Source organism: Nocardioides sp. YJ-D4 (genome assembly GCF_054031495.1).
Genome location: NZ_CM132932.1, coordinates 2,892,022 through 2,903,152 on the forward strand (window position 1 = coordinate 2,892,022; position 11,131 = coordinate 2,903,152).

The 11,131-nt window shown below is 70.2% G+C and carries 11 protein-coding genes; 3 read left to right on the top strand and 8 right to left on the bottom strand.

The features are described 5' to 3' along the window. Positions 1 to 327 (top strand): rhodanese-like domain-containing protein, encoded by a 327-nt coding sequence (locus ACW14X_RS13740; protein WP_160025962.1) that lies wholly within the window; start codon positions 1 to 3, stop codon positions 325 to 327. Positions 328 to 335: 8 nt separating this feature from the next. Here the strand turns inward: ACW14X_RS13740 and aat are convergent, their stop codons facing one another. Beyond that, on the bottom strand, positions 336 to 1,064 hold the full coding sequence (aat, locus tag ACW14X_RS13745; RefSeq protein WP_160025963.1) for a leucyl/phenylalanyl-tRNA--protein transferase: 729 nt from the start codon (positions 1,062 to 1,064) through the stop codon (positions 336 to 338). 56 nt (positions 1,065 to 1,120) lie between these two features. Here aat and ACW14X_RS13750 point away from each other — a divergent pair, with 56 nt between their 5' ends. Together ACW14X_RS13750 and ACW14X_RS13755 are read left to right on the top strand one after the other, a co-directional pair. Next, positions 1,121 to 1,819, top strand: coding sequence for an EcsC family protein (locus ACW14X_RS13750; RefSeq protein WP_350839858.1), 699 nt, complete (start codon positions 1,121 to 1,123; stop codon positions 1,817 to 1,819). A 90-nt stretch (positions 1,820 to 1,909) separates the two neighbouring features. Beyond that, entirely contained in the window at positions 1,910 to 2,512 is a 603-nt protein-coding gene (locus ACW14X_RS13755) for an AAA family ATPase (protein WP_160025964.1), read from the top strand. On the opposite strand, the gene ACW14X_RS13760 is transcribed toward ACW14X_RS13755, so the two are convergent. From ACW14X_RS13760 to ACW14X_RS13790, 7 genes are all read right to left on the bottom strand, one after another. Beyond that, entirely contained in the window at positions 2,509 to 3,705 is a 1,197-nt protein-coding gene (locus tag ACW14X_RS13760) for a hypothetical protein (RefSeq protein ID WP_457165929.1), read from the bottom strand. The genes ACW14X_RS13755 and ACW14X_RS13760 overlap by 4 nt on opposite strands. A gap of 12 nt (positions 3,706 to 3,717) precedes the next feature. Next, entirely contained in the window at positions 3,718 to 4,917 is a 1,200-nt protein-coding gene (locus tag ACW14X_RS13765; RefSeq protein WP_457165930.1) for a hypothetical protein, read from the bottom strand. Beyond that, positions 4,917 to 6,026 carry a hypothetical protein gene (locus tag ACW14X_RS13770; RefSeq protein WP_160025967.1) on the bottom strand — a complete coding sequence of 370 codons (1,110 nt, stop codon included), beginning with the start codon at positions 6,024 to 6,026 and terminating at the stop codon, positions 4,917 to 4,919. Before ACW14X_RS13770 ends, ACW14X_RS13765 begins: the two co-directional genes overlap by 1 nt. A 100-nt stretch (positions 6,027 to 6,126) precedes the next feature. Next, complete coding sequence (locus ACW14X_RS13775) at positions 6,127 to 7,065, bottom strand: hydroxymethylglutaryl-CoA lyase (RefSeq protein WP_457165931.1); 939 nt, start codon at positions 7,063 to 7,065, stop codon at positions 6,127 to 6,129. After that, positions 7,058 to 8,932: an acetyl/propionyl/methylcrotonyl-CoA carboxylase subunit alpha gene (locus ACW14X_RS13780; RefSeq protein ID WP_457165932.1), complete on the bottom strand. Its 1,875-nt coding sequence runs from the start codon at positions 8,930 to 8,932 to the stop codon at positions 7,058 to 7,060. Before ACW14X_RS13780 ends, ACW14X_RS13775 begins: the two co-directional genes overlap by 8 nt. A 20-nt stretch (positions 8,933 to 8,952) precedes the next feature. Further along, positions 8,953 to 10,479, bottom strand: a complete 1,527-nt coding sequence (locus ACW14X_RS13785; RefSeq protein ID WP_160025970.1) for a carboxyl transferase domain-containing protein — start codon at positions 10,477 to 10,479, stop codon at positions 8,953 to 8,955. Positions 10,480 to 10,555: 76 nt separating this feature from the next. Continuing rightward, positions 10,556 to 11,119: an SACE_7040 family transcriptional regulator gene (locus ACW14X_RS13790; protein WP_400469308.1), complete on the bottom strand. Its 564-nt coding sequence runs from the start codon at positions 11,117 to 11,119 to the stop codon at positions 10,556 to 10,558. Positions 11,120 to 11,131 lie beyond the last annotated feature (12 nt).

The following is an 11,131-nucleotide window of genomic DNA, read 5'->3' on the forward strand; positions in this document are numbered from 1 at the left end:
GTGACCATCCCCACCGTCGAGATCGCTGGCGTGCCCGATCCCCTGCCCGTGGCCGTCCTGGACGTCCGCGAGCACGACGAGTGGGCAGCAGGCCACATCGAGGGCGCCACCCACATCCCGCTCCAGGAGCTCCCGGCGCGCCTCGGTGAGCTTCCCGAGGGCCAGACCCTGGTGGTCTGCAAGGTCGGCGGACGCAGCGCCCAGGCGGTCAACTACCTCGCCCAGCAGGGCTTCGAGGTCGTCAACCTCGCCGGCGGCATGCTCGACTGGGCCGCCGCCGGGCGACCGATGGTCAGCGAGACCGGCGCCGAGGCGTACGTCCTCTAGGACTACCGCTAGGACTCGGCCGGAGGGCCGCCGAACGCCTCCGGGAGCGGCAGCCTGAGCGCCTTCTCCAGGCGGTCGAGGTAGTCGTTGCGACCCATCTCGACGACGCCCAGCGAGGCCAGATGGTCGGTGCGCCACTGCACGTCCAGGATCCGCTGGTCGATCGACCCCGCCTCGCGCAGCGCCGAGACGAGCCCGACCAGGGCGACCTTGGACGCGTCTCGGACACGGTGGAACATCGACTCCCCGGCGAAGAGACCGCCGATCGCGACCCCGTAGAGCCCGCCGACCAGGCGATCGTCCTGCCACGCCTCGACCGAGTGTGCCCAGCCCAGCTCGTGCAGGTCGCCGTAGGCCCGGCGGATCCGCTTGTCGATCCAGCCATGGGGCCGGCGTGGGTCGGCGCACGAGGCCACCACCTGGTCGAAGCTGGTGTCGATCCTGATCTCGAAGTCCCGCACGGACCTGCGCAGGGACCGCGAGACGACGAGCCCGTCCAGCGGAAGTACGCCGCGCCTGACCGGCGAGAACCACATCATCGGATCACGCGGGGACTCCCCGGGCATCGGGAAGATCCCGTGCCGGTATGCGGCCAGGAGTGTCCCGGGCGCAACGTCCGCACCCATCCCCACCAGATCGTCCAGATCGGCCCCGCCATGGCCCGCGCCTGGATCCCGGAGGTCGGCGAAGGCCCACGGCGAGGGCTCGGGTTCGATCGGTCCCCGAAGATTCGCCACGACGAAACGTTATCGCCCCGTGCGGCGCCAACCACCACACACTTAAGATTTGCCTCATGATCGGTCCCAAGGCAGTGCTCACCAGTGCGGCTGGCCGGCTCGCACCCAAGGTCATCCAGTCCGCTCCCGGCGTGACCACCACCGTGGTCCGGCAGGCGCTGCACCACGCGATCGTCGGTGTCGGCCCGCTCCCGGCAGCGGCCGCGGCCGCCGAGAAGCACCTCAAGGACCACGACAACGACGTCGAGCTCGCGGTCAAGCACGTCATCGACAACCACGTGCGGCTGGCCGGTGTCGGTGGCTTCGCGACCAACATCGGCGGTCTGGTCACCCAGGCGATCACGCTCCCGGCCAACATCACCGGGATGGCCATCATCCAGTGCCGCATGGTGGCCGCGATCGCGCATCTCCGTGGTTACGACCTGACCGATCCTCGCGTGCGCAACGCCATCCTGCTCACCCTCCTGAGCGAGGAGAAGGTCGGCAAGTGGATCCAGGACAAGAGGATCCCCGCCCCGCCGATGGCAATCGCGACCGCTCCGACCTACGACCGCGCGATCGACGCCATCGTCGCCTCGGAGGTGGCCCAGGAGCTGCTCAGCCGGGTCACCGGCAGAGGCATGATCTCCATGGCCGCCAAGCGGATCCCGCTGGTCGGCGGTGTCGTCGGTGGAGGGGCTGATGGGTGGATGACCTACCAGATCGGTCGCTACGCCTCGCGCGAGCTGCTGCCGCGTCACCCCGACGCCGGCTGAGCTCGGCTCACAGGAACTTCACAGGTCCGTCCAACGTTCCTCTGAGCACGGAACTCCACACTGTTGGTGTCCGCTTGGGAGGAGCAGTCGATGACCCTCGACACGACGTACGCCCCGATCAGTCCAGCCCGCGCTGCCGGGGTCGAGGTGAGACCTCACCTGCTCCTCCTGGGCGGCGTACCCGGTGCCGGGAAGAGCACCCTGATCCGCGACGTGGCCGCCCGGCGTCCCGACGTACGCGCCCTCGACCCGGAGACCCCGGGGCGCTGGCTCGCGGCACGGCTGCCGGAGGTGCCCTACCGCCTGTACCGGCCGCTGGTGCACCTGTGGCACGCGATCGCGACCCTGATCCTGGTCCTGCTCGGCCCGACCCCCGGTCGCCCCACGCTCCTCGTCCACGACCCGGCCACCCGGCCCGGCCGGCGCGAGCTGCTCGGGCGGATCGCCCACGCCCGCGGCTGGCGTACGTCGCTGGTCATGATCGATGTGCCGCGCGTCGCGGCGATCGACGGCCAGCACGAGCGCGGCCGGATGGTCCGTACGGAATCCTTCGAGCGCCACTGGCACCGCTGGACCGACGACCAGCCACGGCTTCTGACCGCGGCGACCTTCGGTGACGCCGACGGCTCCTGGGACCGGGTGCACGTCTTCGACCGCGCCCGGGCCGCGGGACTGCTCGAGGCGATCCTCTAGCGACGGACGAGGCGGTAGACCTTCAGGATCGCGCGACCCCACCAGCGCCGCTCGAGACCCTCGCGGGCCCGCTGCTTCGGCACCAGCGACCGGGTGTGCTCCAGCTCGGCGCGCAGCTCACCGACCTCGTCCTCCAGCCGGGCCTCGGACTTGCGCAGCCGGATGGCCTCCTGGAGGAGCGCGTCGATGGTGGCGACACCGGCGTCGAGGACCTCGCGCGAGGAGATGGTGTCCGGGTCGACGAACGGCTTGTCGGCCAGGTCAGCGGGGACCAGCAGCTCCTCCAGCCCACCGACGACGTCGTAGCCGCGTCCCGACAGCGCCTTGACCCAACTCTCGGAGAGCGACTCGACCCACGGCAGGATCGAGGGCGAGAGGGCCAGGCGGGCGGAGTCGCGGCGCTTGGCCAGCGTGCGGTGGGCCAGGAACTCGCGTACGAAAGGCCGGTAGTCGGCCGGCTCGAGCACCGGCACGACCGCCAGGTTGATCTCGCGGAGCAGCGCCGCCTCGGGCACACCGAGGGACGGGTTGCCGCGGTCGATCCCCTCGAAGTCGATGGTCAGGTCGTCGAGGCCGAAGGCGGTCGAGAACCGCTCCCACAGCAGCGACGAGGACGACCCCGGCGGCGGGACGGTGATCAGGTGGACGCGCTCGGGCGCGATGCCCTGGGTCCACCGGTCGAGGATGTCGGGCAGCTCCTGGACGCCCCAGAACCACGATCCGATCCGGCCTTCGCGGGCGGGGTCGCGGATCTCGTCGAGGAACTCGGCGTAGGTCACGACCGAGCGGTGCTTGACGTTCTCCTGCCACTCGGCCGGGATCTGCCGGGCCAGGTCGCGCGCGGAGAGCATGATGTGAATCTCGGAGTCGCCCAGCGAGTCCAGCGCGTGCTTGGCCTGCTGCCAGGACGCGCTCGCCAGGATCTCGTGGGAGATGATCACGGTGCCGTTCTCGACCGAGCGCACCTTCTCCGCGAGTGCGTCCCAGGCGCCGGTCGCCTCCTCCTCGATGCCGCCCCAGGGCAGGTCCATCAGGTCGAGGGCCGCCAGGAAGTGGGCGTCGAAGCGGTCGGCGAAGTAGTGGACTCCCTGCTCGGCGAGGGACTCCCGGTTGTGGAAGAGGACGTCTTGAAGATAGGACGTGCCCGTCTTCGGGGTGCCGACATGAAGCAGCACGCGCCGCCCAGTCTCCAACGTTCTACTCCTCTAGGAACGCCCCGCCAGCAATGACAACGCGAGCGCCAACGCCCGGCACTCGTCGGGACCCTGGGTCGCCGCCCCCGAAGGGAGCAGCCGGTCAGGGTCTCCGTGGAGAGCGTATCCGGCTCGGACCAATGCATCACGTTGGGCCCGCGCCTGTGTTTCGAGCCAAGGCAAACTTTCCGCGGGAACGCCGACCTCCCGAGCATCCGGAACGAGCGGTTCGAGCTTTTCCAGCCGCGGTCGCAGCCGGTCGACCAGCAGCTTCCGCTGGGTCTCGAGATCGGTTCGTACGCTGAGAACCTGCCCGATAACGCGCGCGACCTCGTTGCCCTCGGCCGAGATCGGCCAGGGGCCGGGCAGGCTGTCCACGCCGAGCAGGCCGGGCAGCAGGGCGGGATCGGTGACGATCTCGACCCGGTCCTTCCCGACCCGCCGGGCCCACCAGCGGGCGATCCTGGGCAGATCGGCACGCGGGCCGAGCCAGCCGCGCCACTGCGCGTCACGGATCCAGATGTGCCAGGGGTTGACCCGATTGGTGAAGGTGCGGAATTTCCACGCCCCGGCGGCGACCTCGTCCAGCGGACCGCCGAGGACGTAGACGGTGTAGCCGTCGGCGCCGGGCAGCCTTCCCTGCCGCTCCAGCTCCTCGCGGATGGGCAGCGTGAGCCACGGCGAACCGACCAGGCGATAGGGAAACTTCTCCTGCTCAGGCTGGGATTTCTTGGGCCGGCGCGACCACCTTCGCGGCCGCCGCGCGGGCGCCGTCTCCACGGTGGCGAGCAGGTCCTCGGCGAGCAGCACGCTCGCCGCCCTCAGCAGCTCCCGCGCCGACAGCGTCGCCGGATCGACCGGCAGCGGGCCGTACGTCCTCGTCTCGGTGTCGCCGAGCAGCGGAAGGTCGCGGCGGCCTCGGCCGGGCGGGCTCGTACGCAGCAGGGCATCGACCCGATCAGGATCGGACGGGCCTGTCTCCGCGCTTCGCGCGGTTACTCCCTCGCTCGGCGCGAGCGGACGAGCAAGCTCGCCGCTCGACCTCGCTCTGGTCGTCTCGTTGAGCCGCCGCAGCAGCTCGAGCATCTCGGCACCCGGCAGGTGGTCGGTCGTGAAGGGCGTGGCGGGCTCGGACCAGGCTGCCCACGGAGTCGTACCGCCCTCGCGCAGGTGCGCGGCCCAACCCCAACCCCTGGTGGGTGCAGCTGGCATCAGGAGCGTCGCCCCTTGACCCGCCGCATCAGGCTGGCGGCGCGGGAGGCGACAGGGCGCTGGGGCGGGTCGGTGCGCGCGGCCTCGACGACGACCGCGACCAGGGCGTCGATCGCCGCGTCGGCGACGTCCTTGGTGCGCGGCGCGTCCGGGTCGATCCACTCGACGTCGGCGTCGGGTCGCTGCGGGCGGAGGTCTTCGAGGTCACCGGCGATGTCGACCTTGGCCAGCTCGGCCCACTCGATCCACGAGTCGGCGACCTGGTCGGCCCAGTCGAAGGCGGTCGGCGGCATCGTGACCCGTTCGCGACCGTCGCGGTGGGCAAGGGTGCGCTTGGCGATCACCTCGGTGACCATGTGGCGGTAGTCCTCGCGGGGGAGCTCCTGCGACTCGAGCCGCGCGTTGAGCCGGCGCAGCAGCGTCGCCTCGGCGCGGCCGAGCGACTGGTTGTGGCGGTCACTGTCGATCGGGGTCCAGGACTCCTCGATCCCGACCACCTCGCAGAACCGGCGCCAGAGCACCTCGCTCGGCGCCCCGTCGTGCGGCACGGTGACCAGGTGCACGCGCTCGGGCGGCAGGTTGCGCCCCCATCGGCTGAGCACGTCGGGCAGGCCGTGCGTACGCCAGAACCAGGCGGCCGAGCGCGACTGCTTCGCGGTCTGCATCCGCTCGAGGTAGCGCGCGAAGGTGACCTTGCGCTCGCGCTGCACCTGGTCCTGCCACTCCGCCGCCAGCACGCGCGCGATGTCGCGGGCGGTGTAGACGATGTGCACCTCGGTGCGCCCGCCCTCGCCGAGGTCGGTCATCGCCTTCTCGACCCGGTCGGGCCGAGCCCCGGCGAAGAGGTGGTGGCTGATCAGGATCGTCTCGGACTCGTCGCGGCGCACCCGTTTGACCAGCGCGTCCCACTCGCCGTGGACGGTCTTCCTCATCCCGCCCCACGGACGGTCGATCAGGTCGAGCGCCGGCCGGAAGAAGTCGGGCTGGCCGCCGACCGGGTAGAAGACGCCATGCTTCTCCAGGGACACCCGGTTGTGGAACAACCTGTCCTGGAGGTACGTCGTGCCCGTCTTCGGAGCGCCGACGTGGAGGAAGACTTTGCGCGCCATGATCCCGCTATTCTGCACCAAGTTAGTAGAGATTGTCGCGGCGGTCCGTCTTTTGTCACCCGGCCGTCACTCTTGGATGCAGTCTAGGGCGTGCCTCCAGCTAGGACCGCAAGGCACGTACGACGGCCGAGGGACTCGGCCTGCCGAGGTGTCCGGCGAGCCAGCTGCTCGTGTCGGCGACCTTGTCGAGATCGACACCGTGCTCGATCCCCAGGCCGTCGAGCATCCAGAGCAGGTCCTCGGTGGCCAGGTTGCCGGTGGCTGACTTGGCATAGGGGCAACCGCCCAGGCCGCCCGCGCTGGCGTCGTAGGTCGTCACCCCGGACTGGAGTCCGGCGAGGGTGTTGGCCAGAGCCTGGCCGTACGTGTCGTGGAAGTGCAGCGCGAGCCGGTCGGTCGTGACGCCTTCTTCCTTGAACGCTCCGATCAATGCCTTCACGTGCCCGGCGGTCGCGACGCCGATCGTGTCCCCGAGGCTGAGCTCGTCGGCGCCGAGATCCAGGAGCCGCTTGCCCGCCTCGACCACCTTCGCGATCTCGACCTGGCCCTCCCAGGGGTCGCCGAAGCACATGCTGAGGTAGCCGCGGACGGTCATGCCTTCGGCCTTCGCACGATTCATCGTCGGCTCGAACATCGCCCACTGGCCGTCGAAGGTCTGGTTGAGGTTCTTGGTGGCGAACGTCTCCGTCGCGCTGCCGAAGATCGCGATGCGCTTTAGCCCGAGCTCGAGGGCCCGGTCGAGGCCCTTCTCGTTGGGGACCAGCACCGGGAGCTCTCGCGCCCTGTCGCCGAGGCGGTCGACCAACTCTTCCATCAGCTGTTTCGCGTCCGCCAGCTGCGGCACCCACTTCGGGTGCACGAAGCTCGTCGCCTCCACCGGACTCAGCCCGGCATCCAGAAGACGGGTGATCAGGTCGGCCTTGATGCCGGTGTCGATCGCCGTCTTCTCGTTCTGGAGGCCATCACGCGCACCGACCTCGTAGATCGTGACCCTGCTGGGCAGGTTGTCGTGGCGTACGACTGCGGGGAGATCAGTCATCGGTCGGCTCCACCACGAACAGCTCGGAGCCGAGGGGGACCTGGGATCCCGCTGACGCACCGACGACGGTGACGGTGCCGGCGAACGGGGCCTTGAGGGAGACCTCCATCTTCATCGCCTCCATGACCCCGAGGACCTGGCCCTCCTCGACCTGGTCGCCGACCTGGACGCGTACGTCGATGACCGTGCCGGGCATCTTGGCCTCGACCGCACCGTCGCTGTGGTGGGCGGCGGCGCCGGCGACGCGGTCGGGCGGGGAGAAGTCGAAGCGGTGTCCTTGGTGGACGATCTCGGCGAGGCCGGGCTGGACGTTGATGGCGGCCCAGTGACGTACGCCGTCAACGATGGCCACGAGGACGTGGTCGGCCGCGCTGATCTGCCGGACGAGGTGGGTGTCTACGCGGCCGGAGGGGCGGTCGACGATGACGCTGCGGTCGAGGTCGACGATGGTCGGCGCCGGGGAGCCGGCGAGGCGCCAGCCGTCGGCGCGGAACGGCGTCGTGGTGTCCGACGCCGCCGACAGCATCGCGCTGACCCAGGCGACGAGCGCCCGCGGGACCTCGGGGTCGGGTGCGGGCACGTCGTTGCGGTCGAGCCAGGCGGTGTCGATCTCCGCGTCGCGGAAGGCGTCGGAGGCGGCCAGTACGCGCAGGAAGCCGGTGTTGGTGGTCAGGCCGAGGACCGCGGTCGCGTCGAGGGCCTTGACCATCGCCGTACGGGCTTCCTCGCGGTCGGCGCCGCGCACGATGATCTTGGCCAGCATCGGGTCGTAGGCGGTCGAGACGACCTGCTCGCTCTCGAGCGCGTGCTCGACCCGTGCACCGGCCGGCCAGCGGACGATCGAGGTGCGGCCGGCCTGCGGGAGAAAGCCCTCGAAGGCGTCCTCCGCATAGACCCGGACCTCGATGGCGTGACCGTCGATGCGTACGTCGTCCTGGGCGATGCCCAGCGGCTCACCGGCAGCGACCCGGAGCTGGAGCGCGACGAGGTCGGCGGCGGCCCCGTCGATGCGGACCGCCTCCTCGGTGACCGGGTGCTCGACCTGGAGACGGGTGTTCATCTCCAGGAAGTACGCCTCGCCGGACACCTCGTCCAGGAGGAACTCGACCGTCCCGGCGCCGGTGTAGTCGACCTGGCGAGCGAGCGCGACGGCGCTGGTCAGGACCAGGTTCCGCTGCTCGTCGGTGAGCGTCGGGGCGGGCGCCTCCTCGATCACCTTCTGATGGCGGCGCTGGACCGAGCAGTCCCGCTCGAAGAGGTGGATGACGTTGCCGTGGGTGTCGCCGAAGACCTGCACCTCGATGTGGCGGCCCCGCTCGACGTACTTCTCGATCAGCAGGGTCTCGTCGCCGAACGCGCTCAACGCCTCGCGGGCGGCCGCGGCTCGAGCCTCGTCCAGCTCCTCCGGCGAGCGGACGATGCGCATGCCCTTGCCACCACCGCCCGCCGCGGCCTTGACCAGCAACGGGTAGGGGCTGTCCTCGCCCCGCGGAACCACAGGTACGCCGGCGGCGACCGCGATCTCCCGGGCCGCGTCCTTGCGGCCCATCTGCTCGATCACCTCGGGCGTCGGACCGACCCAGGTCAGCCCCGCCTTCGCCACCGCGCGTGCGAACTCGGCCCGCTCGGAGAGGAAGCCGTAGCCCGGATGGATCGCCGCGGCGTCCGCCGAGACAGCGGCCGCGACCACCGCGTCGGCGTCGAGATAGGACGCGACCTCGACGGCCTCGTCGGCGTCGCGTACGTGGGGTGCGTCCGCGTCGAGCGCGGTGTAGATCGCGACCGTGCGGATCCCCAGCTCACGACAGGTGCGGAAGACGCGTCGCGCGATCTCGCCGCGGTTGGCGACCAGAACACTCTCGAACATCCCAGACTCAAACATCCCAGTCACATCCTGAAGATTCCGTAGCGGGGCTCGGGGGTCGGCGCGTTCGCCGCCACCGCGAGACCCATCGCCAGCACCCGTCGGGTGTCGGCGGGGTCGATGATGCCGTCATCCCACAGGCGCGCGGTGGCGTAGTAGGGAGAGCCCTGGGTCTCGTACTGGTCCCGGATCGGCGCCTTGAACTCCTCGTCGTCCGGCTTGCCGGCGACCGTCGCGAGCACCGATGCGGCCTGCTCGCCGCCCATGACCGAGATCCGCGCGTTGGGCCACATCCACAGGAATCTCGGGTCGTACGCACGACCGCACATGCCGTAGTTGCCGGCGCCGTAGGACCCGCCGATGACGACGGTGAACTTCGGGACCACGGAACAGGCGACCGCGGTGACGAGCTTGGCGCCGTCGCGGGCGATGCCCTTGTTCTCGTACTCCTTGCCGACCATGAACCCGGTGATGTTCTGCAGGAACACCAGCGGGATGCCGCGCTGGTTGCACAGCTCCACGAAGTGGGCGCCCTTGAGCGCCGACTCGGAGAAGAGGATGCCGTTGTTGGCGACGATGCCGACCGGCTGCCCCTCGATGTGGGCGAACCCGCAGACCAGCGTCTCGCCGTAGAGCGCCTTGAACTCCTGCAGCTTGGACCCGTCGACGATGCGGCGGATCACCTCGCGTACGTCATAGGGGGTCTTCGTGTCGGCGGGCACCACGTCGGCGAGGGTCTCGGGAGACTCCACCGGCTCGTCGTACGTCGTCGTCCGCGTCTCCTGCTCCGGCAGGGTCGAGACGATCCCGCGGACGATCTCGAGCGCGTGCTTGTCGTCGTCGGCGAGGTGGTCGACGACGCCCGACTTCGTCGCATGGACGAGCCCGCCACCGAGCTCCTCCGCGGTGACCTCCTCGCCCGTGGCCGCCTTCACCAGCGGCGGGCCGCCGAGGAAGATCGTGCCCTGGTCGCGCACGATCACGGTCTCGTCGCTCATCGCCGGCACGTAGGCGCCCCCGGCTGTGCACGAGCCCATCACGGAGGCGATCTGCGGGATCCCGCGCGCGGACATGTTGGCCTGGTTGAAGAAGATCCGCCCGAAGTGCTCGCGGTCGGGGAAGACCTCGTCCTGCTTCGGCAGGAACGCGCCGCCGGAGTCGACGAGGTAGATGCACGGGAGGTTGTTCTCGGCCGCGATCGTCTGCGCTCGCAGGTGCTTCTTGACCGTCAGCGGGTAGTAGGTGCCACCCTTCACGGTCGCGTCGTTGGCCACGATCATGCACTTGCGGCCGGCGACGAGGCCGATCCCGGCGACCACCCCCGCCGACGGCACCGCCCACTCGTCGCCGTCGTCGTACATCCCGTACGCCGCCAGCGGACTCACCTCCAGGAACGGTGACCCGGGGTCCAGGAGACCGTCCACCCGGTCGCGGGGGAGCAGCTTCCCGCGGTCGGTGTGCCGTTGCCGGGAGCGTTCGCTCCCCCCTTGCCGTACGCGCTCGAGCCGCTCTCGCAGCTCGAGCGTCAGCTCGCGCAGATTCGACGCCATGGACCGAGGTTAACGTTCATTAACCTCGGGTGACAAGCCCCACACCGAAGTCAACCGCGCCGGGACGCCTCGGCGGCTACTCCGCGAGGGCTCCGCGGGCCATCTTGGTGAGCACGGCGCGGGTCGCCTCCTCGGGGAGAACCCGGTTGTGAGGGGTGGAGTTGATGAGGCCGAAGACGGCGTGGGCCATCGCGCGGGCACTGTCGAGGGCCAGCGCCGGGTTGCGGTCGCGGAGCTGGTCGGCCCAGAGGTCGACGTACTTCCGCTGCAGGGTGCGCACCTGTTCGCGCGCCTCGTGCGGGAGCGACTCCCAGTCACGCTCCTGGACGACGATCAGGGCCCGGTCGCGCAGCGCGAAGTCGACGTGCCAGTCGATCAGCGCCTCGATGGCCTCATCGGTGCTCGACGCGCCCTTCACCCGGACGCGTCCTTCGCGGAGCAGCTCCTGGGAGATCGAGACGAGCATCTCGGCGAGCATCGCGTCCTTGCTCGGGAAGTGCTTGTAGAGCGCCGGGCCGGAGATGCCGCAGGCAGCGCCGAGCTCGGAGACGGAGACTCCGTGGAAGCCGCGGGCCGCGAAGAGCTCGGCCGCGGTGTCCAGGATCTGCTCGCGCCTGGTCTTCGTCGGGGCCGAGGTCATTGCACGAGGTTA

Coding starts and splice junctions, on each gene's coding strand:
- ACW14X_RS13750 (WP_350839858.1), top strand. CDS start 1,121: ATGATCGGTCCCAAGGCAGTGCTCACCAGTGCGGCTGGCCGGCTCGCA.
- ACW14X_RS13755 (WP_160025964.1), top strand. CDS start 1,910: ATGACCCTCGACACGACGTACGCCCCGATCAGTCCAGCCCGCGCTGCC.
- ACW14X_RS13765 (WP_457165930.1), bottom strand. CDS start 4,917: ATGCCAGCTGCACCCACCAGGGGTTGGGGTTGGGCCGCGCACCTGCGC.
- ACW14X_RS13770 (WP_160025967.1), bottom strand. CDS start 6,026: ATGGCGCGCAAAGTCTTCCTCCACGTCGGCGCTCCGAAGACGGGCACG.
- ACW14X_RS13775 (WP_457165931.1), bottom strand. CDS start 7,065: ATGACTGATCTCCCCGCAGTCGTACGCCACGACAACCTGCCCAGCAGG.
- ACW14X_RS13780 (WP_457165932.1), bottom strand. CDS start 8,932: ATGTTCGAGAGTGTTCTGGTCGCCAACCGCGGCGAGATCGCGCGACGC.
- ACW14X_RS13785 (WP_160025970.1), bottom strand. CDS start 10,479: ATGGCGTCGAATCTGCGCGAGCTGACGCTCGAGCTGCGAGAGCGGCTC.
- ACW14X_RS13790 (WP_400469308.1), bottom strand. CDS start 11,119: ATGACCTCGGCCCCGACGAAGACCAGGCGCGAGCAGATCCTGGACACC.